This is a genomic window from Nocardia sp. JW2, assembly GCF_051843015.1.
Classification (GTDB): domain Bacteria; phylum Actinomycetota; class Actinomycetes; order Mycobacteriales; family Mycobacteriaceae; genus Nocardia; species Nocardia coubleae.
On record NZ_JBPXLK010000002.1, the window covers coordinates 392124 to 414777 of the forward strand.

At 67.9% G+C, this 22654-nt stretch carries 22 protein-coding genes and 1 riboswitch; of the genes, 13 read left to right on the forward strand and 9 right to left on the reverse strand.

Annotated features, from left to right (window positions below):
- Positions 1-71: 71 nt before the first annotated feature.
- Positions 72-1016 (reverse strand): SDR family NAD(P)-dependent oxidoreductase, encoded by a 945-nt coding sequence (locus ACSVDM_RS04790; protein ID WP_439263094.1) that lies wholly within the window; start codon positions 1014-1016, stop codon positions 72-74.
- A 130-nt stretch (positions 1017-1146) separates the two neighbouring features.
- Between ACSVDM_RS04790 and ACSVDM_RS04795 the strand changes: the two genes are divergently transcribed.
- Genes ACSVDM_RS04795 through ACSVDM_RS04810 form a run of 4 tightly spaced genes read left to right on the forward strand, consistent with a single transcriptional unit; the run spans position 1147 to position 6410 of the window.
- Complete coding sequence (locus ACSVDM_RS04795; RefSeq protein WP_084457285.1) at positions 1147-1602, forward strand: hypothetical protein; 456 nt, start codon at positions 1147-1149, stop codon at positions 1600-1602.
- A gap of 50 nt (positions 1603-1652) precedes the next feature.
- Positions 1653-5267 carry an error-prone DNA polymerase gene (locus ACSVDM_RS04800; protein ID WP_439263096.1) on the forward strand — a complete coding sequence of 1205 codons (3615 nt, stop codon included), beginning with the start codon at positions 1653-1655 and terminating at the stop codon, positions 5265-5267.
- Between the two features lie 44 nt (positions 5268-5311).
- Positions 5312-6226, forward strand: a complete 915-nt coding sequence (locus tag ACSVDM_RS04805; protein WP_439263098.1) for a DUF4349 domain-containing protein — start codon at positions 5312-5314, stop codon at positions 6224-6226.
- The gene (locus tag ACSVDM_RS04810; protein ID WP_067641305.1) at positions 6186-6410 is read left to right on the forward strand and encodes a DUF167 domain-containing protein; all 225 of its coding nucleotides are present in this window, start codon (positions 6186-6188) and stop codon (positions 6408-6410) included. The genes ACSVDM_RS04805 and ACSVDM_RS04810 overlap by 41 nt, the downstream gene beginning before the upstream one ends.
- Here ACSVDM_RS04810 and ACSVDM_RS04815 read toward each other — a convergent pair whose 3' ends face one another.
- Positions 6411-6875 carry a tRNA (cytidine(34)-2'-O)-methyltransferase gene (locus ACSVDM_RS04815; protein ID WP_067491179.1) on the reverse strand — a complete coding sequence of 155 codons (465 nt, stop codon included), beginning with the start codon at positions 6873-6875 and terminating at the stop codon, positions 6411-6413.
- Positions 6876-6936: 61 nt separating this feature from the next.
- Between ACSVDM_RS04815 and ACSVDM_RS04820 the strand changes: the two genes are divergently transcribed.
- A complete protein-coding gene (locus tag ACSVDM_RS04820; protein WP_243749857.1) occupies positions 6937-7263 on the forward strand; it encodes a DUF3017 domain-containing protein in 327 nt (108 codons plus the stop codon).
- Here ACSVDM_RS04820 and ACSVDM_RS04825 read toward each other — a convergent pair.
- On the reverse strand, positions 7256-7903 hold the full coding sequence (locus ACSVDM_RS04825) for a nitroreductase family protein (RefSeq protein ID WP_439263101.1): 648 nt from the start codon (positions 7901-7903) through the stop codon (positions 7256-7258). The two genes, ACSVDM_RS04820 and ACSVDM_RS04825, sit on opposite strands and share 8 nt — an antisense overlap.
- Positions 7904-7972: 69 nt before the next feature.
- Between ACSVDM_RS04825 and ACSVDM_RS04830 the strand changes: the two genes are divergently transcribed.
- Entirely contained in the window at positions 7973-8347 is a 375-nt protein-coding gene (locus ACSVDM_RS04830) for a winged helix-turn-helix transcriptional regulator (protein ID WP_181697604.1), read from the forward strand.
- 20 nt (positions 8348-8367) lie between these two features.
- Here the strand turns inward: ACSVDM_RS04830 and ACSVDM_RS04835 are convergent, their stop codons facing one another.
- Positions 8368-9327 carry an oxygenase MpaB family protein gene (locus tag ACSVDM_RS04835; RefSeq protein ID WP_439263103.1) on the reverse strand — a complete coding sequence of 320 codons (960 nt, stop codon included), beginning with the start codon at positions 9325-9327 and terminating at the stop codon, positions 8368-8370.
- A 56-nt stretch (positions 9328-9383) separates the two neighbouring features.
- Here ACSVDM_RS04835 and ACSVDM_RS04840 point away from each other — a divergent pair, with 56 nt between their 5' ends.
- On the forward strand, positions 9384-10019 hold the full coding sequence (locus ACSVDM_RS04840; RefSeq protein WP_439263105.1) for a TetR/AcrR family transcriptional regulator: 636 nt from the start codon (positions 9384-9386) through the stop codon (positions 10017-10019).
- Positions 10020-10025: 6 nt separating this feature from the next.
- On the opposite strand, the gene metX is transcribed toward ACSVDM_RS04840, so the two are convergent.
- The 3 genes from metX to ACSVDM_RS04855 all read right to left on the reverse strand — a co-directional run bounded on the left by metX (position 10026) and on the right by ACSVDM_RS04855 (position 13439).
- Positions 10026-11171 carry a homoserine O-acetyltransferase MetX gene (metX, locus tag ACSVDM_RS04845; protein ID WP_439263107.1) on the reverse strand — a complete coding sequence of 382 codons (1146 nt, stop codon included), beginning with the start codon at positions 11169-11171 and terminating at the stop codon, positions 10026-10028.
- Positions 11168-12484, reverse strand: a complete 1317-nt coding sequence (locus tag ACSVDM_RS04850; RefSeq protein WP_067641316.1) for a bifunctional o-acetylhomoserine/o-acetylserine sulfhydrylase — start codon at positions 12482-12484, stop codon at positions 11168-11170. The genes metX and ACSVDM_RS04850 overlap by 4 nt, the downstream gene beginning before the upstream one ends.
- Positions 12485-12561: 77 nt before the next feature.
- Positions 12562-12672, reverse strand: a riboswitch (SAM riboswitch).
- Between the two features lie 65 nt (positions 12673-12737).
- The gene (locus ACSVDM_RS04855; RefSeq protein WP_067490846.1) at positions 12738-13439 is read right to left on the reverse strand and encodes a TetR family transcriptional regulator; all 702 of its coding nucleotides are present in this window, start codon (positions 13437-13439) and stop codon (positions 12738-12740) included.
- 134 nt (positions 13440-13573) lie between these two features.
- Here ACSVDM_RS04855 and ACSVDM_RS04860 point away from each other — a divergent pair, with 134 nt between their 5' ends.
- From ACSVDM_RS04860 to ACSVDM_RS04875, 4 genes are all read left to right on the forward strand, one after another.
- The gene (locus ACSVDM_RS04860; RefSeq protein WP_439263109.1) at positions 13574-15067 is read left to right on the forward strand and encodes an MFS transporter; all 1494 of its coding nucleotides are present in this window, start codon (positions 13574-13576) and stop codon (positions 15065-15067) included.
- Between the two features lie 286 nt (positions 15068-15353).
- Positions 15354-16571 carry an NADP-dependent isocitrate dehydrogenase gene (locus ACSVDM_RS04865; RefSeq protein ID WP_067490842.1) on the forward strand — a complete coding sequence of 406 codons (1218 nt, stop codon included), beginning with the start codon at positions 15354-15356 and terminating at the stop codon, positions 16569-16571.
- 204 nt (positions 16572-16775) lie between these two features.
- On the forward strand, positions 16776-17990 hold the full coding sequence (locus ACSVDM_RS04870; protein ID WP_439263112.1) for an MFS transporter: 1215 nt from the start codon (positions 16776-16778) through the stop codon (positions 17988-17990).
- 41 nt (positions 17991-18031) lie between these two features.
- On the forward strand, positions 18032-18913 hold the full coding sequence (locus ACSVDM_RS04875; RefSeq protein WP_439263114.1) for a hypothetical protein: 882 nt from the start codon (positions 18032-18034) through the stop codon (positions 18911-18913).
- 49 nt (positions 18914-18962) lie between these two features.
- On the opposite strand, the gene ACSVDM_RS04880 is transcribed toward ACSVDM_RS04875, so the two are convergent.
- Positions 18963-19166, reverse strand: coding sequence for a hypothetical protein (locus tag ACSVDM_RS04880; protein WP_439263116.1), 204 nt, complete (start codon positions 19164-19166; stop codon positions 18963-18965).
- 317 nt (positions 19167-19483) lie between these two features.
- Between ACSVDM_RS04880 and ACSVDM_RS04885 the strand changes: the two genes are divergently transcribed.
- Positions 19484-20005 (forward strand): hypothetical protein, encoded by a 522-nt coding sequence (locus tag ACSVDM_RS04885; protein WP_133733978.1) that lies wholly within the window; start codon positions 19484-19486, stop codon positions 20003-20005.
- Between the two features lie 110 nt (positions 20006-20115).
- On the forward strand, positions 20116-20859 hold the full coding sequence (locus ACSVDM_RS04890; RefSeq protein WP_439263118.1) for an SDR family oxidoreductase: 744 nt from the start codon (positions 20116-20118) through the stop codon (positions 20857-20859).
- Positions 20860-20909: 50 nt separating this feature from the next.
- Here the strand turns inward: ACSVDM_RS04890 and ACSVDM_RS04895 are convergent, their stop codons facing one another.
- The gene (locus tag ACSVDM_RS04895) at positions 20910-22535 is read right to left on the reverse strand and encodes a purine-cytosine permease family protein (RefSeq protein ID WP_439263120.1); all 1626 of its coding nucleotides are present in this window, start codon (positions 22533-22535) and stop codon (positions 20910-20912) included.
- Between the last annotated feature and the right edge of the window lie 119 nt (positions 22536-22654).

Below are 22654 nucleotides of genomic sequence, written 5' to 3' on the forward strand. Positions count from 1 at the left end.
GTGCGTAAGGACCCCGCATGGAGGCTGGCCGAAGTCGAAGCAGCCGGCCTTCCGTGGTGATCTTGAAGTGGCTACCAGTGAGTGCCGGGGACCCAGCGGGCAGCACGGCGGACGGCGGCACCTGCGGCGGTGCGGACGGGGGATTTCTTCGGCTCCGGCTGGGGTGCCAGGGGTGCGGGGTCGGGATCGGGGGTGCTGGCCTCACCCTTGGCCGCGGGGGAATCCGGGATGGCGCGGTAGTAGCGGTGCAGGATGCGGTCGCGGAGTTTGGGGGTGAACAGGGCGCCGTACTCGGCGAGGGTGCCGAGGGGGACGTCGATGCGTTTGGGGCGTTCGGTGAGGGCGCGGACGATGGTGGCCGCGGCCCATTCCGGTGATTCGGCGGGACCCTGTTCGCCGGTCGGGGCGATCATGGGTGTGCGCACGAGCGGCATGTGGATGGTGGTGAAAGTGACACCGTCGGCAAGGGTTTCGACGGCCGCCACCTCGGTGAACTTGTCCAGCGCCGCCTTGCTGGCGAGGTAGGCGGAGAAGCGCGGCGTCGCCACCTGCACGCCCGCGCTGGAGATGTTGACGATGTGGCCGAAGCCGCGTTCGCGCATCTGCGGCAGCAACGCCATAGTCATCCGCAGCGCGCCGAAGTAGTTGACCGCCATGGTGCGCTCGTAGTCGTGCAGGCGGTCGGTGGAACGGTGGATGGCGCGGCGGATGGACCGGCCGGCGTTGTTGACCAGCATGTCGACGTGATCGTGCTGGTCGAGGATGGTCTTGACGGTCGATTCGACGGATTCGGCGTCGGTCACATCGCACTGGTAGCCGTGCGCCTGCCCGCCCGCCGCGCGGATCTCGTCGACCACCTGGGCCAGCTCGTCGCCGCGCCGGGCCAGCAGCAGGACGACGGCGCCTTTGTCGGCCACGGCGAGGGCGGCGGCACGTCCGATGCCGGAGGACGCGCCGGTGATCACCACGTGCCTTCCGGTGAGATCGCGCCGGTTCTTCGGGGAAACCTGGGACATCACTGCTCCTTTGCAGCTCGCTCCCTCTAACTTACTTCAAAGTAAGTTACGCGACCAGACCTGTGAGAAACTCGAAAATATGTTCGAACGCCTCTGGTGGATATTCGAACGTATGTGCGATACTGGGGGCATGGCGGACGATCGGATGGCGGACATCTATGCCGCGGTGCGGCTCGGCGGATTCGACCCGGCGGCGGCGCGCGCGGCGCTGACCCGGCTCTGGGACGAACTAGGGGAGGGCGGCGACCCGTTGCATCGCTGCGTGGTGGCACATCACCTTGCCGATGTGCAGGAACTACCCGAGGGCGCGTTGCTGTGGGACCAGCGGGCCCTGGCCGCGGTGTTCGGGCCGGGCATCCCGCTGGACGAGGGGCTGCGCGGATTCCTGCCCTCGCTGTACCTGAATCTGGCCGACAGTCACCGTCGGGTAGGCGATTTCGACATGGCGCGCATGCAGCTGACCATCGCCCGTGGCCACCTGGACGTGCTCGCCAACGATGCCTACGGCGCGGTGATCCGGGCGGGTCTGGCCCATGTGGAGGCGGCGCTGGAGTCGCAGTCGATGGAGCGGTTGCCTGCGAATTGAGGTGTCGGGCAGGGCGATCGAGGTGAGGGGGTAGGGAGAGGAGCGGGTGCGTGGGTTGGAGCAACGGGCCGCCGACCTGGTCGGAGCTGGAGCGGGTGCTCTCGGGCAAGCCGAGTGCCCGCCCGGCCGAGGAGATGCACCCGGGTGATGGGGGCGACAGTCCGGCCTGGTCGCGCAAACGCGGCGAATACCGTGCTCCCGAACTGGAACTCCCGGCGGGCCCGGCGGTGCCCTACGCCGAGCTGCACGCCCACTCGGCCTACAGCTTCCTCGACGGCGCGAGCCCGCCCGAGGAACTGGTGGAGGAGGCGGTGCGGCTCGGCCTCGAGGCGCTCGCGCTCACCGATCACAACGGGTTCTACGGGACCGTCCGGTTCGCCGAGGCGGCCAGGGAATGGGGAATGCCAACGGTTTTCGGTGCCGAACTGTCACTGGGAACCGATGCGGAGGCGGCGCCGGGCCGAGGGGATGCGGTCCGGCGCCGTACTGTTCCGCGCGGCGGGCTGCGCGAGATCGGCGATCCGCGCGATCTCGGCAGGGGCAGCGCGTCGACGGGTCGCCGCCCGGCGACCGAACCGGCCGACGCGGGGCTGCTGCGCCACGCTGACCTGTCGCAGGCGAGGAGCGGTCACGGTGCTGCCCCGGATTCGATGCCCCGCACGGGTTTTCCCGACCCGAAGGGTCCACACTTGCTGATCCTGGCCAGAGGGCAAGAGGGCTACCGCCGCCTCTCGCGGGAAATGGCGGCGGCACACATGGCGGCGGGAGAGAAGGGCGTCCTGCGCTACGACCTCGACACACTCACCGCTGCGGCGAGCGGGCACTGGCACATCCTCACCGGCTGCCGCAAGGGGCACCTGCGCACCGCCCTCGAACAAGACCTGCTCGCGGGTGACACAGACCTGCCCGAAGCGGAAGCGGCCCTGCGTGATCTGGTCGAACGCTTCGGCACCGACCGGGTGAGCGTGGAACTCACCCACCACGGCATCGCCACCGACGACGAGCGCAACGGCTATCTTGTCGCCCTCGCCGATCGGCTCGGTCTCCCGGTGATAGCCACCACCGGAGCGCATTTCGCCGCGCCCGCCCAGCGTCGGCGTGCCATGGCCCTGGCCGCGATCCGCGCCCGCAGCAGCCTCGACGAGATGGCCGGCTGGCTGGCACCCACCGGCGGCGCCCACCTGCGCTCGGGCGCGGAGATGGCGCGGCTGTTCACGGCGTACCCGCACGCGGTGACCAACGCGGCGGCGCTGGCCCGCGAATGCGCCTTCGATCTCGGCTTGATCGCGCCGAAACTGCCACCGTTCGAGGTGCCACCGGGCCACGACGAGAACTCCTGGCTGCGTGAGATCACCTATCGCGGTGCCGCCGAACGATACGGATCTCCCGAACGTAACCCCGAGGCGTACAAGCAGATCGAGCACGAACTCGCGGTGATCCGGCACCTGGAGTTCCCCGGCTACTTCCTTGTCGTGCACGACATCGTCGAGTTCTGCAAGCACAACGACATCCTGTGCCAGGGCCGTGGGTCCGCGGCCAATTCCGCGGTCTGCTTCGCCATCGGCATCACCAATGTCGATCCGGTCGCCAACAACCTGCTGTTCGAGCGGTTCCTCTCACCCGAACGCGACGGCCCACCCGATATCGACGTCGACATCGAATCCGACCGGCGCGAAGAGGCCATCCAGCACGTCTACGCCAAGTACGGCCGTGACTACGCGGCCCAGGTGGCGAACGTGATCACTTATCGCGGCAAGTCGGCCGTGCGCGATGCCGCCCGGGCGCTCGGCTTTTCGCCCGGTCAGCAGGATGCGTGGAGCAAGCAGGTGAGCCGCTGGTCCGGGGTGAGCCAGGAGACCGGCACCGATATCCCCGACGCCGTGCTCGAGCTCGCGGGCGAACTCGACGGTCTGCCACGGCATCTGGGCATCCACTCCGGCGGCATGGTGATCTGCGATCGCCCCATCGCCGATGTGTGCCCGGTGGAATGGGCGCGCATGGCGGGCCGCAGCGTGCTGCAGTGGGACAAGGACGACTGTGCGGCGGTCGGCCTGGTGAAGTTCGACCTGCTCGGTCTCGGCATGCTCTCGGCCCTGCACTACATGATCGACCTGGTGTGGGAACACAAGGGCGAGAAGGTGGAACTGCACGCCCTCGACCTCACCGAACCGGCCGTCTACGAGATGCTGCAGCGCGCCGATTCGATCGGGGTGTTCCAGGTGGAATCGCGCGCGCAGATGGCGACCCTGCCACGGCTCAAGCCGCGAAAGTTCTACGACCTGGTGGTCGAAGTGGCGCTGATCCGGCCGGGGCCTATTCAAGGCGGCTCGGTGCATCCCTACATCCGCAGACGCAACGGCAAGGAGCCCCCGGTCTGCGACCATCCGGCGCTGGAGAACTCGCTGTCGCGCACCCTCGGCATCCCGCTGTTCCAGGAGCAGCTGATGCAGATGGCCATCGATGTCGCCGGTTTCAGCGCCGCCGAAGCCGACCAGCTGCGCCGCGCCATGGGTTCCAAACGCTCACCGGAGAAGATGGAACGGCTCAAGAACCGCCTCTACCAGGGCATGCGCGAGCTGCACGGCATCACCGGCGACCTCGCCGACCGCATCTACGAAAAGCTCTACGCCTTCGCCAATTTCGGGTTCCCCGAAAGCCATTCGCAGAGCTTCGCCGCGCTGGTGTTCTATTCGTCGTGGTTCAAGCTGCACCACCCGGCCGCGTTCTGCGCCGGGCTGCTGCGCGCCCAGCCGATGGGGTTCTACTCACCGCAGTCGCTGGTCGCCGATGCCCGCCGCCACGGCGTGCTCGTGCACGGCCCCGACATCAACGCCAGCCGCGCCGAACCCACCCTGGAGAACGCGGGCACCGAGGTGCGCCTCGGCCTGGCCGCCGTCCGCCACATCGGCGACGACCTCGCCGAACGCCTCGTCATCGAACGCACCGAACACGGCCCTTACACCTCGATGCTCGACCTCACCGGGCGCGTGGAATTGACTGTCACCCAGGCGGAATCGCTGGCCACCGCAGGTGCTCTCGACATGCTGGTCGATGCGGCTGTGTCTGACAGCGGGGTGGCGATGGTGACCGATGCCGATGTGTCGACTGCGGGTAGGGCCGTGGTGGACGGCGGTACGCGGGGCAGCAGTGTGCGGCGGGCCGCGTTGTGGGCGGCAGGGGCGGCGGCGGGGGAGCGGCCCGATCTGTTGCCGGGGACCGGGGCGGTGACGCAGGCTCCGTCGTTGCCCGGGATGAGCGCCCTCGAGCTGGCCGCCGCCGACGTGTGGGCGACCGGCATCTCACCCGGTACCTACCCCACCGAATTCCTTCGCGCCCACCTGAATTCACTCGGCGTGGTGCCCGCCGCCGACCTGCTGCTCGTCGAGGACGGATCGCGCATCCTCGTCGCGGGTGCGGTCACCCACCGGCAGCGTCCGGCCACCGCCGCCGGTGTCACCTTCCTGAATCTCGAGGACGAGACCGGCATGATCAATGTCGTCTGCTCGGTCGGGCTGTGGACCCGCTACCGGCGCCTGGCCCAGAGCGCGACCGCCCTGCTCATCCGTGGCCGCATCCAGAACGCCGAGGGGGTGGCGAGCCTGGTCGCCGAGCATCTGGAACACCTCGACCTGCGCATCGTCGCCCGGTCCCGCGACTTCCGCTGAGCACTCGCCCCCGTTCGGCGCCCCCAACGCATTACGCTGCGACCATGCGCAAGCTTGCCGTGGTGATGATCGCGTTGCTCGGACTGGTGTTCCTGGCCGGGTGCGGAGACGACGAAGCAGGCGTTCGAAGTCCCGAACCCGGGGCTCTCGACGCGTCCGCTCCCGCGGTAGCACCCGGCTTCCGGGAGGGCGCGCCGTCGAAAGAAAGTCCCGCACCGTCGGATTCGTCGACCCGTAAAGAGGTGATCACCGGCTCGGTCGACATCACCGCCGACGACCCGATCGCCGCCGCGGGCACCGTCGTCGACCGGGTGACGGCGCTGAACGGGCGCGTCGACAGCCGCACCGAACAGCCCGGCACCGACAAGCGGGTCGCGCGCGCCGTGCTGAGCGTGCGCGTGCCCGCCGACAAGACCGACGCCTTCATCACCGACCTCGGCGACGCGGGCACGGTCACCGAGATCAGCACCAACCGCGACGACGTCACCATGCAGTGGCAGGACCTCGACGCCCGCATCAATGCCCTGCGCGCCTCCGTCGACCGGCTGAAAGCGCTGATCGCGGGCGCGAACAACACCGCCGACCTGATCGCCGCCGAGGAGGCGCTGTCGAGCAGGCAGGGCGAACTCGACAGCCTCACCGCCCAGAAACGCAGCCTCGACGACCAGGTGGCCCTGTCGACCCTCACGATCACCCTCACCGCCGAGAAGAAGCAGGCGCCGGGCGAGCCCGACTCGTTCTGGGACGGCATCGTCTCCGGCTGGAACTCGCTGGTCGACTGGCTCGGCGACGCGGTCGTCTTCGCGGGCAAGGCGGTGCCGTGGCTTGGCCTGTTCGTCCTGCTCGGCGGCGTGCTCTACGCAGTCCTGCGCGTTGTCCGCCGGAAACCGCGATCCCACACCGCGAAGGAGACCTCCGGTGCCCACAGTGCGGGCGACGATCAAACCGAACAGCCGTAAAGGCCCGCTGGTCGAAACCGCCGCCGACGGCACCCTCACCCTCTACGTCCGCGCCCCCGCGACCGAGGGCAAGGCCAACAAGGCCGCCATCGAACTACTCGCCGACCATTTCGGCGTCCCCAAGTCCACCGTCCATCTCACCGCGGGTGCCACCTCCCGCTTCAAACGCTTCGAGATCGACTGATCAGACCGCGTCCGGGAATCCGTGCTGCCGCCACGCCTCGTACACCGCGACGGCGGCGGTGTTCGACAGGTTCATCGAGCGGCGGCCGGGCAGCATCGGGACGCGCACCTGGTCGGTGATGTGCGGATCGGTGAGAACCTCCGGCGGCAGGCCCGTCGGTTCCGTGCCGAACAGCAGGATATCGCCGGGCTGGTAGGCGATATCGGTGTAGCGGGTGGTGGCCTGAGTGGTGAACGCGAAGACCCGCTGCGGTCCGATCGCCGCCCAGGCCGTCTCCAGGTCGGGGTGCACGGTGACCGAGGCCAGATCGTGGTAGTCCAGGCCCGCGCGGCGCAGTTTCGATTCCGACAGGTCGAACCCGAGGGGCTCGATCAGGTGCAGCGTGCATCCGGTGCCCGCGACCAACCGGATCGCGTTACCGGTGTTCGGCGGGATCACCGGCTGATGGAACATCACATTGAACACCCGCAGCAGGGTAGCGGGCCCCTGTGTGCGGACAGCGCGCCGCACTGCGACAATCGGCAACGTGAACGAGGCGCAGACCACCGGCAAGCATCGCGTCGTGCGGCTGAGCGCGTGGCAGCAGTACCTGCGCAGCCACCTGCCGATGACCGTGGTGAGCGTGCTGATCGTGATCGCGATCGCCTTCGTCGCCTGGGACCGCTGGCGACGCGGCGCCCTCATCTTCGGCAGCGCGGCGCTGGTGGCCGCCGCGTTCCGGCTGTGCCTGCCGACCGTGCAGGTCGGCCTGCTCGCGGTGCGCAGCAAGCCCTTCGACGTCGCCTGGCTCACCGCCCTCGGCAGCGCCATCGTCTTCCTCGCGGCCACCATCAACACCCTCGGCGTCAGCTGAGCGTCGGGTAGCGCTCCGCGAACACCGTCTGCGGGCGGGGCCTGCGCCCGGGATGCGGCGGGGTCCCGGCGCCGTATCCGATCGTCACCAGCACGGCGATCGCCAGATCCGACTCCGGGTCGATGTCGATCGCGCGTTTCACCGCCGCCTCGTCCCATCCGTTCATCGGCGCCGACGCCAAGCCGAGCCCGGTCGCGGCGAGCATGACGTAGGTGGCCGCGATCATCGCGTTCTTCACCGCGTTCTCGCGCAGCAACCCCCGCTCGCTCAGCGAGTGGTATTCCGCGCGCCCGTCGAACATCGCCCGGAACTCCTCGTTCCACGCCCCATTGGCCACGGCTCGCTCCGCGATATCGGCCTGGGCCCCACGCCAAGCGTGCGGGTCGGCGACGAAAACCAGCACCGCGGGCGCCTCCAACGGCTGCGGCTGCCCGAATGCCGCCGCCGACAGGGCTCGTCGGCCCTGTTCGCTGCGTATCAGGACGATGGACCGGTCCTGCATGTTCCATGCGCTGGGGGCCTCCACGACCAGGTCGAGCAGCTCGTCAAGGATGCCGGGTGGGATCGGATCGGGCCGGTAGTGGCGAACGGTGCGGCGGGTGCGGATGGCGTCGGTGACCGAAAGTGTCTGTGTGATCATGTTTCTAACTATCGGAGAGTTACATCTGATAGGGAAGTAGGCACCTGAAAGTGCGTTAAGCTCGATCAGGTGGCCACCATTCACGAACTCAGCGGACTACCGGCCGACGTGTATTCGGCGAAATGCCCGACGCGCGAAGTGCTCGACACCATCGCGGGGAAATGGACCGTGCTGATCGTCGACGCGCTCGCCGAGGGCACCCTGCGCTACACCGATCTGCGTCGCCGCATCGACGGCATCTCCCAGAAGATGCTCACCCAGACCCTGCGGCAGCTGGAGGCGGACGGGTTCGTCGAACGCACCGTGTATCCGACGGTGCCGCCGCGCGTCGAGTACGCCCTCACCGATCTCGGCCGCAGCCTGCGTGAGCCGATCACGGCCCTGCGCGAATGGATCGAGACGAACATCAATCGCATCGAGGACGCCAGGCGCCGCACGGCGTAGTCATCGAATCACCCTGTTGGTCAGGCAGTTTCGCTTACGCGCGACTCCGCCCACAGGCTCGCGTCGCCCTTGCTGCCGTAGAGCTCTCTGGCTCGCTGCGGCGTGATCGTCGCCGGTGTTCGCGGCGGCGCGGACGCGGCGTGCGCGGCCAGGATCTTGCCCGACATCGGCGCGATATACGGCGCGGCCTTGATCATCGCCCAGTTGTCGCGCCGCGCGGCGGTCCAGGCGATCGCCTTCGCCGGAATCCGCACCAGCGGGTCGACCACCGGCGGAACGGCGAACCGGCCGAGGGTCCGCATCCACCGCGGCAGGCTCGGGATGCTCGCCAGTGAGAGCAGTCTGCTGCCGATCGCGAAGTGCCAGCCCTTGCTCGGGGGCGTCCACAGCAGGTAATGCATGCCCTCGACGGCCCGCTCGGTGACACACAGTCGTGGCCGCACCCGGTCCAAATAGGCGCGGACCTCGGCGCGATCGCGCGGCACATCGGCCGGCTTACAGGTCTGCAGCTCGGCGGCGACCGCGCACTCGGCCCAGTAGCGGTCCTCCTCTGCGGGACTCAGCGGTCCCGGCCCGTACATCTCGTAGGCCTTGAGGACCGAATGCCAGCCGGTGATGTGGATCCACAGCTGGGAGTCGGGGCTGTTGGCGCTGTAGCGCTTGCCGCTCACCGGTTCGATGCCCGTCATCGGCGCGTGCACCCGCATCAGGTGCTCGGCGGCCTGGACGGCGGTGCGTCCGTCACCGACCGCGACCAGCAGGAAGTAGGCGAGGGTGTGGTCGAGGCGGGTGGCCGGGTTGTCGTAGATGCCGTGGGAGTCGGCCACGGCGGCGGTCAGGAACGGGTCGAAGTGTTCGAGGGTGACCGCGCGCTGGAAACCGATGAGCGCGGTCGGTGCCGCCCAGACCTTCCAGCTGGGGGAGCCCGGCCCGAAGAATCCGTAGTCGTCGCGGCGCAGGGTGGTCGGATCGAAGGCCATGGCACGTGCTCCTTTGCACAGCTGAGGCGAACCTCGCAATGAATACAACGCCACCGATGACCGCCACGCGCGATCAACGACCGCGCCGCCGCTATGCCCCGCGCCTGCCGCCGGAACAACGCCGCGCGCAACTGCTCGACGCCGCGTTCACCGTGCTCGGCCGGATGGAACTGCACGAACTGAGCATGGAAGCCGTCGCGCAGGAGGCCGGTGTCGGAAAACCGGTGCTGTACACGGTGTTCAAGACCCGTGCCGAACTCGTCGAGGCCCTGCTCGAGCGGGAACGTGAACGCGGGCTCGAGCAGATCGCCGACACCCTGCCGCAAGACCTGCTCGGCGTCGATCCGGTGGCGGCCGCCTCGGCGACGGTCGAGGCGTTCGTCGATGTGGCACTGGCGAATCCGACCCGCTGGCGACTGATCCTCGCCACCCCGGCCGGCGCGCCCGCCGAATACCGTGCCGCGCTGCGCGATTCCCGGGCCGACATCCTCGACCGGGCGCAATCGCTTGTCCGCGTGGGCATCTCGCTGTCGCCACGCTGGTCGGGCATGGATGCCGAACTGCTGGCGAACTCCACGCTCACCGTCGCCGAGATGCTCGGCAGGCTGGCGGTGAGCTCGCCGCAGGAATATCCGCGCGAACGTCTCCTGGCCTACGTGCGGTCGATCGTCGCGTTGCTCACCGCGCCCTGAACGCGCTCAGCGGTTTTCGCGGGCCAATCGCATCGTCTCGGTGAGCAGTTTGGACACCGCCGCCGCCTCGGTGAGGAAGCCGTCGTGGCCGTCGCGGGAGTGCACGATCTCCAAACCCGCACAGCCGGGCAGACCTTCGGCCAGCTCGGCCTGAGTATGCAAGGGGTACAGGCGATCCGAGTCGACGCCGCCGACCACGCACGGAACCGGGGTGGACGCGAGCGCGGCGGCCACACCACCGCGGCCGCGACCCACGTCGTGCCGGTTCATGGCCTCGCTGAGCAGCACATAGGTGGCCGGGTCGAAGCGCTGGCCGAGCTTGTCGGCCTGGTGCTCGAGGTAGCTCTGCACCGCGTACCGGCCGCCCGCCCACGGGTCCTCGTCACCCTGCGCGTGATTGGCGAAGCGGTGCTCGAGTTCGCCCTCGGTGCGGTAGGTGAGGTGGGCGATGCGCCGGGCCAGGCCCATGCCCGTCATCGGCGCGCGCTCGGTGCCGTGATAGTTGCCGTCCTGCCAGTCCGGGTCGGCGGTGATGATGGCCATCTGGGTGGTCTGGGTGCCGATCTGATCGGCGGTGGCGCGTGCGCCGACGGCGAGCACCAGTGCCGCCGACACCCGCTGTGGATGCCCGATGATCCACTCGAGCACGCGCATGCCACCCATCGACCCGCCGACGACGGCACCGAGCCGCTCGATGCCGAGCAGGTCGAGCAACTGTGCCTCGGCGGTCACCTGATCGCGGATGGTCACCCAGGGAAACCGTGCGCCCCAAGGCTTTCCGTCGGGCGCGAGGGACGACGGGCCCGTGCTTCCCTTACAGCCGCCGAGCACATTGGTCGCGATCACACACCATTCGTCGGTGTCGATCGGCGCGCCTGGCCCGACCATGCCCTCCCACCAGCCGGGCGCCCCGTCGGGCCCACCGACGACATGGGAGTCGCCGGTGAGCGCGTGTTCGACGAGCACCACATTGTCGAGCGTGGGGGAGAGTTCACCCCACCGTTGCACCGCCAGCCGCACATCGGGGACGACGGCGCCGTTCTCCAGCGTCACGTCCCCGATGGCGACCACGCCGAGTCGCCCGTCCGGTGGTGGCAGCAGGGCCACCCCGGTGCCGGGACGGGTGATCGGCGATTCGGTGCTCACAGTCACGTCGTCGCCGCCGCGAAACCGGCCCGCAGATCGGCCAGGATGTCGTCGATTCCCTCGATACCCACCGCGAGCCGGACCAGGCCGGGAGTGACGCCGGCGGCCAGCTGCTCCTCCGGTGTCAACTGCGAGTGCGTGGTCGACGCCGGGTGGATCACGAGAGAACGCACATCACCGATGTTAGCCACATGGCTGTGCAGGCTGAGCGCGTCCACGAACTTCTTGCCCGCGTCGACACCGCCTGCCAGCTCGAACGACACGATCGCGCCCGCACCCTTGGGCGCCAGCTGCTTGGCCCGCTCGTGCCAGGGCGAGGACTCGAGACCCGCGTAGTGCACCGCGTCGACACCGGGCTGCGCGGCGACGAACTTCGCCACCTCGACCGCGTTGCTCACGTGCCGCTCCACCCGCAGGCTCAGCGTCTCGATGCCCTGGGCGATGAGGAAGGCGTTGAACGGTGACACCGCCGCGCCGAGGTCGCGCAGCAACTGCACGCGGGCCTTGAGCGCGAACGCCGGTGCGCCGAGATCGGCGAAGACCGCGCCGTGATAGCTCGGATCGGGCTCGGTGAAGCCCGGGAACCTGGCGTTGCCCTCGGCGTCACGCACGGTCCAGTCGAAGGTGCCGCCGTCGACGATCACGCCCGCCACCGCCGCGCCGTGGCCACCGAGGTACTTCGTGGCCGAGTGCACCACGATGTCGGCGCCGTGGGCGAGCGGCTGGATCAGGTACGGCGTGGCGACGGTGTTGTCGACGATCAGCGGCAGCCCGTTCTCGTGAGCGACACCGGCGATACCGGGGATGTCGAACACCGCGCTGCTCGGGTTGGCGATGGTCTCGCCGTAGAACGCCTTGGTGTTGGGGCGGATCGCGGCCTGCCACTGCGCGAGGTCGTCGGGGTCCTCGACGAACGACACCTCGATGCCGAGCTTGGGCAGCGAGTAGTGGAAGAGGTTGTAGGTGCCGCCGTAGAGGTGCGGGCTGGACACGATGTGGTCACCGGCGCCTGCCAGATTCAGGATGGCGTAGGTCTCGGCCGCCTGGCCCGAGGCCACCAGCAGCGCCGCGACGCCGCCTTCGAGGGCGGCGACTCGCTGCTCCACCGCGTCCTGGGTGGGGTTCATGATCCGGGTGTAGATGTTGCCCGGTTCGGCGAGCCCGAACAGCGCGGCGGCGTGTTCGGTGTCGCGGAAGGTGTAGGAGGTGGTCTGGTAGATCGGCAGTGCCCGCGCGTTGGTGGTCGCGTCGGGGGCCTGGCCCGCGTGGATCTGCTTGGTCTCGAACGACCAGTTCTCGGGCAGGGCGGCGTCGGTCATGGTCAATGCTCCAGGGGTTGTGCGTCAGGGTTCAGCTGGGGCGGATCGACGGACAACAACACATGGGGTCCTCCTGAAATGCGCGCTTGCTCCCGACCTTCGGGAGCCCGGTCATCACCCGGAGCACCCCACCGCAGCTGGAGGGTTGCCGACCAGCGAGCCGGGGCTTCGCGCTGGTACTCATGACCTTGGACGACATGTTAACCGGACATCGCGCCGGTGGGGAAACTTCCCCCGCGTTTCCTGCCTCACATCACCGTGCCGCCGGTGCGGCGAAGCCTGGTGTGTCGTCGGCCGGTGCGCCGCAGACCTGCCGCAATCCGTGGTAAGCGCGCAGGATCGCTTCGCGGGTGACCCGCACCGCCGCCTCCGGTGAGGTGGGCAGTACGTGCTCGGTGTCGGCGACCGCGAGGTGGCACAGCGTCTGCCACGTGCCCGCGACCAGCTTCACCAGAAAGTCGTCGGGTGTGGTCCCCATCCGGCGGGCCAGTTCCTCGCACACCGCGACGTTCTTCTTCTCCGCGTATTCCAGTGCCCGCGCGTTGACCGCCTGGCTGGCCCGCATGATCCGCTGCGTCTGCAGGAACTGGTGCAGGAACCGCAGGCCGTCGGCATCGGCCTCGGACTCGACCACCTGGAGGTAGGCACCGCACAGGGCTCGCAGTTCGTTGCCGGTATCGGGCTGGCCGCGCAGCGCGACGGCGACGGCGTGGCCGAAGTCGTCGATCGGGGCGAGCACGATGTCCTCTTTGAGCGCGAAGTACCGGTTGACGGTGCGGGGGGATACGTCGGCTCCGGCGGCGATCTGCTCGACGGTTGTCGCGTCGAAGCCCTGTGTATCGCACAGGTCGAGCCCGATCGCGACGATCGCGGCCCTGGTCTGCGCCTTCTTGCGCTCGCGCAGGCTCGGCGGAGCCGGCCGGTCGGAGGCGGTCGGAGTGGTCGAGTCGAGCATTTCGCCAGCTTAGCGTCTGCGCGCGACCACCTGTCGCGACCTGCCAAGTGTCGCGTTCAGACAAATTTCTCTTGACGCCAATTGTCGCACAGTGCCAGGATTGGCCGACGCATGCCGAGCGATGAGGAGCCCAGGTGACCGGCACCGAACTGAAACCCGAAGATGCTGCAGCCCCGGCGAATTCGATGCGATGGTGGGCGCTCGTCGTGCTCTCCGCCGCGCAGCTGATGGTGGTGCTCGACGCCACCGTCATCACCATCGCGCTGCCGTACGCCCAGCGCGACCTCGCCATCAGCGACGGCGACAAACAGTGGGCCATCACCGCCTACACGCTGATCTTCGGCGGATTGCTGCTGCTCGGCGGGCGGATGGCCGACTACCTGGGCCGCCGCCGCATCTTCCTGGTCGGCCTCGTCGGCTTCGCCGTCGCCTCGGCGCTGGCGGGCCTGGCGCAGAACACCGTGCAGTTGTTCCTCGGCCGTGGGCTCCAGGGCGCGTTCGCCGCCCTGCTCGCGCCCGCGGCGCTGTCGCTGCTGTCGGTGATCTTCACCGATGTGCGCGAACGGGCGCGCGCGTTCGCGGTGTTCGCCGGGATCACCGCCGGTGGGGTGGCGTTCGGGCTGATCGTCGGCGGCGCGCTCACCGAGTTCGCCTCCTGGCGGTGGACGTTGCTGATCAACACCCCGATCGCCCTGGTCGCGGTGGCCGGCGCGCTCGCCGTGATCGCCCGCGACATCCCCGCACCGCGCACCGGCGGCTACGACCTGCCAGGTGCCGTCACCGTGACTCTCGGTCTGGTCGCGATCGTCTACGGATTCAGCCGGGCCGCCGAGCACGGCTGGCTGGCGCCGAGCACGCTCGCACTGCTCGGTGCCGGTTCCGCGTTGCTCCTGGTCTTCGTCGTCATCGAGGCACGATCGACGAATCCGCTGCTGCCCCTGCGCATTCCCGGGGAGATCAACCGCGGCGGTGCTTTGCTCACCGCGCTGCTGATCCCCATCGCGATGTTCGCCATGTTCCTGTTCCTCAGCTTCTACTACCAGAACACCCTCGGATACTCGCCGCTCGAGGCGGGCATCGCGTTCCTGCCGTTCCCGATCGGCATCGGCATCGCGGCGGGCATCACCAGTTCGCTGCTGCCCAAGTTCGGCCCGCGCCCGGTGATGGTGGTCGGCGCCCTGCTCGGCGTGATCGGGCTGGTCTGGTTGGCGCAGCTGAGCTACGGCGACGGTTACGCGCTGAGCGTGCTGCCCGCCCAGGTCGTGATGGCCTTCGGTATGGGCCCGCTGTTCGTCGGCATGCAGGCCGTCGCGCTGCACCAGGTGCGCGCCGAGGATTCCGGTGTCGCCAGCGCCCTGCTCAATGCCGCCCAGCAGGTCGGCGGCGCGGTGGGCACGGCACTGCTCACCACGCTGTCGGTGCAGGCCGCCGAGCACTACGTCGCCGAGCACCCCACCGTCGACCATCTCGTCGAACGTGCCTCGATCTACAGCTACGACGTCGCCTTCTACGTCGGGGCGGGCTTCTTCCTCGCCGCCGCCGTCGTGATCGCCCTGATGATCAGGGACAAGCCGGAAAACCTGATCGAAGGCGACGAGCGCGCGACGGCCGCGCCGATTGTCGTCTGACCAGGGACGGGCAGGTCCGCGAGGCCCTCGCCGGGGTTACCGCCCGGTAACCGATCGAAGGCGGATGGGGTGCGGGTGCGCGGAGTAGTTTCGAGGTGTGCCGCACAGCGGGACCTCCCGTCGCGGTGAGGTCCCGGGCAGCAGTACGCTCGTCATGTTTGCACCTACACGTCCCGCAGACAACGCGGGGCATATACGTTGTCTGTTGGAACTGCTGGGGTCCGCTCACAAGCGTGTTCGCCCGGCCGTGCAATGAGGGCACCCACCGAGGAGGACACGAAGATCCATGTCCAAGATCAAGGTTGAAGGCACCGTCGTAGAACTCGACGGCGACGAGATGACCCGGATCATCTGGCAGTTCATCAAGGACAAGCTGATCCATCCCTATCTCGACGTGAATCTCGAGTACTACGACCTCGGTATCGAGTACCGCGACAAGACAGACGACCAGGTCACCATCGACGCGGCGAACGCCATCAAGCAGCACGGCGTCGGCGTGAAGTGCGCCACCATCACCCCCGACGAAGCGCGGGTGAAGGAATTCGGTCTCAAGAAGATGTGGCGCTCGCCCAACGGCACCATCCGAAACATTCTGGGTGGCACCATCTTCCGCGCGCCGATCATCATCTCCAATGTGCCGCGCCTGGTGCCCGGTTGGACCAAGCCGATCATCATCGGCCGCCACGCGTTCGGCGACCAGTACCGCGCCACCGACTTCAAGGTCTACGAGGCGGGCACCGTCACGCTGACCTTCACCCCGGAGGACGGCAGCGAGCCGATCGTGCACGAGGTCGTGAAGATGCCCGAGGACGGCGGCGTCGTCATGGGTATGTACAACTTCAAGAAGTCCATCGAGGACTTCGCGCGGGCCTCGTTCAACTACGGCCTGCAGCAGAACTACCCGGTGTACCTCTCCACGAAGAACACCATCCTCAAGGCCTACGACGGCATGTTCAAGGACACCTTCCAGGAAGTCTTCGACGCCGAGTTCAAGGCCGAGTTCGACGCCGCGGGCCTCACCTACGAGCACCGCCTCATCGACGACATGGTCGCCTCCTCCATGAAGTGGGAGGGCGGTTACGTGTGGGCCTGTAAGAACTACGACGGCGACGTGCAGTCCGACACCGTCGCCCAGGGCTTCGGTTCGCTGGGCCTGATGACCTCGGTGCTGCTCACCCCGGACGGCAAGACCTGCGAGGCCGAGGCCGCGCACGGCACCGTCACCCGGCACTACCGCCAGCACCAGCAGGGCAAGCCGACCTCGACCAACCCGATCGCGTCGATCTTCGCCTGGACCCGTGGGCTCGAGCACCGCGGCAAGCTGGACAACACCCCCGAGGTGATCGGCTTCGCGCAGGCGCTCGAGGACGTCGTCATCAAGACCGTCGAGGGTGGGCAGATGACCAAGGACCTGGCGCTGCTCGTCGGCGGCGATCAGGGCTACCTGAGCACCGAGGAATTCCTCGGTGCGCTGGACGCCAACCTGGCTCGCGCACTGAAGTGAACTCGTGCGGGTTCGCGCCGCGAACCCGCACAGCTGTGAAACGCTCGCATCGAACGCCTGATGCGAGCGTTTCTGTTTCAGCGGGCTTGATGAACGCTTTCGCGGGTCCGATCCGGTGCTGTCGTCGACCGAAGCCGTGGCAGGTGGGATAACTCACGGCGGTCTCGGGATGCGGTGGGATGCTCGGGCCCGTTGCATAGAAGCGTGACTTCTTCCCTCGCGACCTCCGAACGCCTCGACGCGCCACGCACCAGCTGGCATGTCCCGGCGATGCTCGCGTTGGCGCTGGGAGGGTTCGGTATCGGCACCACCGAGTTCGTGACCATGGGCCTGCTGCCCGATATCGCCGCGGCCTTCGGCATCTCCGAGCCGTCGGCCGGGCACGCGGTGTCGGCGTATGCGCTCGGCGTCGTGGTGGGCGCGCCGTTGATCGCGGCGCTGTGCGCGCGGGTGCCGCGCAAGAAACTGCTCATCGTGCTGATGGCCGCGTTCACCCTCGGCAACGCGGCGACGGTGCTCGCGCCGACCTTCCCGACGCTGGTGGCGGCGCGGTTCGTGTCCGGTCTGCCGCACGGCGCGTACTTCGGTGTGGCCTCCCTCGCCGCCGCGACGCTCGCGCCTGTCGGGCAGCGGGCCAAGGCGGTGGCGGCGGTGATGCTCGGGCTCAGCGTGGCGAATGTGGTCGGCGTCCCCGGCGCGACCTGGCTCGGACAGCATTTCGGCTGGCGCGACGCCTACGTCGTCGTCACCTTCATCGGCGTGGCGACCGTGGCCGCGCTGTGGCGCTACCTGCCCGCCCTGAGCGACATGAAGATCACCAACCCGATGACCGAACTCGGCGCCCTGCGCCGCCCCCAGGTGCTGCTCACCCTCGCGGTCGGCGCCATCGGCTTCGGCGGCATGTTCGCCGTGTACACCTACATCGCCACCACCATGACCGACGTCGCGGGCATGCCGATCGGTGCCGTGCCGATCGTGCTCGCCCTGTTCGGCCTCGGCATGATCGCGGGCAACATCATCGGCGGCATCCTCGCCGACCGCGGCGTCGACCGGTCGATCTTCGCCGCGATGATCGCGATGGTGGTGATCCTGGCCGGCTTCGTCCTCGCCGCCCACAACCCGATCACCGCCGCCATCGGCGCCTTCCTCGTCGGTGCTTCCGGCGCGGCCCTGGCCCCCGGCTTGCAAACCCGCCTCATGGACGTCGCCGCCGACGCCCAAACCCTCGCCGCCGCCCTCAACCACGCCGCCCTCAACATCGCCAACGCCGCAGGCGCCTGGCTCGGCGGCCTCGTCATCGCCGCGGGCCTCGGCTACACCGCCCCCGCCCTCGTCGGCGCCGTCCTCGCCGTCGCAGGCGTCGCCCTCTTCACCGCCACCGTCCTCCTGGCACGCCGCTCCACCCCCAACACGCCGTAACCGATTCCGCGCGGAATACCTTGCGGCATACGGTGCTCCGCATGCCGAGCTACCTCCACGAGGGTTTGCTTGATCTGTTCCGCACCGACGCTCTGCTGGCACCGACGTTGCTGGCAGAGGAGTTCGGCATCCCGCTACCCGGCTTGTCCCGGATGCGGGCCGAGTCGTGCGACTTCACCGATATCGGGCCGAAGGAGTTCCGCGGCGATCTCGCACTCAGCACCCACGACGATCGCGATCTGCCGGTGCTCGGGGTCTGTGTCGAGGTCCAGTTGGCGGCCGACGATGTTCGGCGCTGGAAGTGGCCGGTCTACCTGACCACATTGCGGTCCAGATTGTGCTGTCCCGTGGTGCTGTTGGTGGTGACGCCGAACAGAAAGGTGGCGAAGTGGGCAGAACAGCCGATCGAGCTCGACAATGTCGGATCCGTCGTCCAGCCGCTGGTGCTAGGTCCCGACCGCTTCCCGGTAGTGACCGACCCCGACGAAGCCCGACGCCGTCCCGAGCGCGCGACATTGTCGGCTATCGCCCACGGTGCGGGGCCGCATATGGAGGAGGTCCTCGCCGCCTTCCTCGCCGGCCTGATGAAAACCGACGACGAACATGCGAAAATGTATCTTGATCTGGTCGACGACGCGTTGACCCTCGCGGCAAGCCGACGACTGGAGGAGCTCATGAAGAACACTCCCGAGTACCGGGGTCGCATCGCCACGAAATATGTGGCGAAAGGTCGTGAAGAGGGGCGTGAGGAGGGCCGGGCCGAGCAGGCTGCCCGGGCGGTCGCGACGGTGCTCACTGCGCGGGGGCTCGAATTGTCTGCCGCTCAACGCGAGCGGCTCGCTGCCTGTACCGATCTGGACCAGCTCGACGCGTGGCTGGCGCAGGCCGTCACGGCGACCAGTTCAGACGAGATCTTCGGCTGAATCCCTGATCTGCCCGGGCGGAGTCGAGGCCGCCCGGGCAGGTGCGAATTCAGGCGGGGCAGACGGCGGCGGAGCCGCACTGGAGCTGGCGGAAGAGGTCGGCGAAGTCATCGAGGATGGCGCTGCCGGAGGTTGCGCCGCCCGGGGCGGGCTCGCCGGGGGCGAGGGGAGCCGCGGTGGCGGGGCCCGCGGTGAGGACTGCTCCGAACGCCAGTGCGGTGATGCCCGCGGCGACCAGCTTGGTGAACGACATGGTGGATCCTGTTCGGTTCTCGATGGTGGATAGCGGTTCGCAGTCTCGCATATTTGACCGATCAGTCTCAATAGATACGAGACGTAAACCATTGGGTAGCAACTAGCTTTCGACAAAACCGGAACGAACGGTATGCTTTGGCGACTCATGATCGCAGGTCGGCGACGGCAACTTCGGTGCGGAAATCGCAGGTGGGGCAGGGTCGTTGGGTGCCGGGCAGGCGAGCGGGCGGTTCGCGCTGTATATGATCCACTCGCTGTGCTCGGGGGGAAGATCTCATGGAGACCCCGCGCGTCTTTCAACAGGAGGGGTTGTCCGTGCGAAACCGAATTGCGCTGTGCGCCACCGTCGTGGCTACGGGAATGCTGCTGGCCGGATGCCAGGAGGAACTGCCGAGCGGCAAGCCCGCCACGCCGTCGTCCACCACGACGAGCGCCCAGGCGCCTGCCACGCCGAACGCCGACGGCGTGCTGAACCCGGGCGACACGGGCAAGCTCGAATCCGGTGTCGAGCTGTCGATCCTGAAGGTCGAGGCCGACGAGGTGGAGCGCGAGGGCACCGTGTCGGTGTTCACCTTCCAGCTCAACAACACGGGAAAGACCACGCTCGACAACTGGTCGCGCCCCACCCTGGTGTACGGTGCCGACGGCACCGCCGCCGAATACGTGCTGTCCCTGGACAAGAAGTACCAGTACGGCATGGAGGGCAAGCTGCCGCCCGGGTCCAAGCAGACCATCAAGATCGCCTACGCGGTCCCGGTCGACAAGCTGAACCCCGCGGTCATCACCTCCGAAGAGCTGATCTGGCGCGGCGACTTCAGTAAGTACAACAAGGGCTGACCACCTCCGCCGGCCGGATCGACAGATCCGGTCGGCGTCGCCGCCCCGACTGGCTAGCGTGGGTGGATGGAATCGCACTACGAAACGTGCCCGTCGACAGGGCAGGCGTCATGAGCACCATTCTCATCACCGGTGCCAGCTCGGGGCTCGGCGCGGAGATGGCCCGCCAGTTCGCGGCCCTCGGCTACGACCTCGGCCTGTGCGCCCGCCGCACCGAGCGCCTCGACGAGCTGCGCACCGAGATCCTCGCCGAACACCCCGACCGGGTCGTCTCGGTGAAACAGCTCGATGTCACCGACGACACTGCTGTGTTCACCGTCTTCGACGAGTTCGCCGCCGAGTTCGGCACCATCGACCGGGTGATCGTCAACGCGGGACTCGGCAAGGGCGCACCGCTCGGTACCGGTAAGCATGCGGCCAACCGTGAAACCGCTGTGGTGAATTTCCTTGCGGCGCTGGCCCAAACCGAGGCGGCCATGCAGATCTTCCGCGCTCAGGGCCGGGGCCACCTGGTGATGATCTCCTCGATCTCCGGCCTGCGTGGAATGCCCAAAACCCTCACCACCTATGCCGCGACCAAGGCCGGAGTCGCCGCACTCGCCGAGGGACTACGCGCCGAAGCTGTTCCCGGCGTGGATGTCTCGGTGATCTACCCGGGCTATATCCGCTCGGAGATGAACGACCGCATCAAACACGAGCCGAAGTTCATGGTCGACACCGAAACCGGCGTACGCGCTATGGTCGCGGCGATCGAGAAGCGCCACGCCAAGGCATATGTCCCCAGTTGGCCGTGGGTGCCCCTGGGCTACGCCCTGCGCGTCCTGCCCTCGCGTGTCGTGCGCAAAATGCTGTGAACACCACGAAGGCCGTGCGGGCAGAAGCCCGCACGGCCTTCGATGACGGATCAGTGCTGGCGAGGCAGCAGGTGCACGCCGTGCTTGTCCGTCGACAAGGCCAGCGAGGAGATGTACTGGATCTCTCCCTCGGGACCCGGGACGGCCGAGGCGATCATGTCGGGGCGCTCGAACTCCAGGCCGGTGACGTGGCAGGGGAGTAGTTCGCCCGAGGGGTTGCCGTGTTCGTCGAACATCGGAGTCTTGATGCCGTCGTCGGAGCGGCGCAGGTAGTACTTGCCCTTGGTCGCCAGCGCGGTGAGCGGGGTGGCGATGAACGACACGAGGACCGCGACCAGCGGGGAGTACGGCTTCAACAGCTCACCGAACAGGCCGAAGAAGGTCATGATCGACAGCACCGCCGACAACCCGAAACCGACCAGGCCAACGGGGTTGAAGTCGTAGAGCATCCCGCGCCGGAACTCCGGCACCTTCGGCGAGATCTTCAGCAGGTACTTGTTGACCGCGATGTCGGTGGCGACGGTGACGATCCAGGCGATGCCGCAGTTGGCGTAGAAGCCGAGGATGCTGTTGAGGAAGTCGAACATGTTGGCTTCCATCAGGATCAGCGCGACGACCAGGTTCACCACGAGGAACACCAGGCGACCGGGGTAGGTCTTGGTGACGCGGGTGTAGGAGTTGGTCCAGGCCAGCGAGCCGGAGTAGGCGTTGGTGACATTGATCTTCACCTGGCTGATCACCACGAGCACCACCGCGAGCGTCATGGCGAGCCAGCCGGGAACCATGTCGCGGTAGATCTCCAGGAACTGGTGCACCGGCTGGTTCGCGATCGACTGGGCGGCGGGCAGATTCGCGATCAGGTACACCGCGAGGAACAGGCCCACCACCTGCTTGGCCGCACCGAACAGCACCCAGCCGGGCCCGGCCAGCAGCATCCAGCCCCACCACTTGGCCCGGTTCTCCGGGGTGCGTGGCGGCATGAAGCGCAGGTAGTCGATCTGCTCGGCGATCTGGGCGATCAGCGACAGGCACACACCGGCGGCCAGCAGCGCACCGGACACGCTCACACCCTGGCCGTCCTTACCGCCGTAGGCGAAGAACGAACCGACCGACTCGGGGTGGCGAACCAGCAGGAACCCGAACGGCGCGACCATCAGCAACAGCCACAGCGGCGTGGTCCACACCTGCAGTTTGGCCAGGGTGTTCATGCCGTAGATGACCAGCGGGAAGATGATGACCGTCGAGGCGAGATACCCCAGCCACAACGGAATTCCGAGCCCTAATTCCAGGCCCTGCGCCATGATCGAACCTTCGAGCGCGAAGAAGATGAAGGTGAACGAGGCGAACACGATATTGGTGATCACCGACCCGTAGTAACCGAATCCGCTACCGCGCGTGATCAGGTCGAGATCGATGTTGTAGCGCGCCGCGTAATAGGCGAGCGGAAAGCCGGTGAGCATCACGACGACGGCGAAGATACCGATGCCGATCAGGGCGTTTCCGGTGCCGTGCGCGATGCCGATATTGGCACCGATCGCGAAATCGGCCAGATACGCGATGCCGCCGAGCGCGGAGATGCCGACTACCGCCGGACTCCATTTTCGGTAGCTCCGGGGGGCGAAGCGCAGCGTGTAGTCCTCGAGTGTTTCTTTGGCGGCGGTATCTACTCCGGCCATTTACCTCTCTCCTTCATCCGCTGCCGCTCGAATTCGGCGACTCACCGACGGTCGTGCACGGATGTAGACGGGTATTTTCCGATTCGTTACGCCGCTGTTACGTACCGCGAGGGTGACCG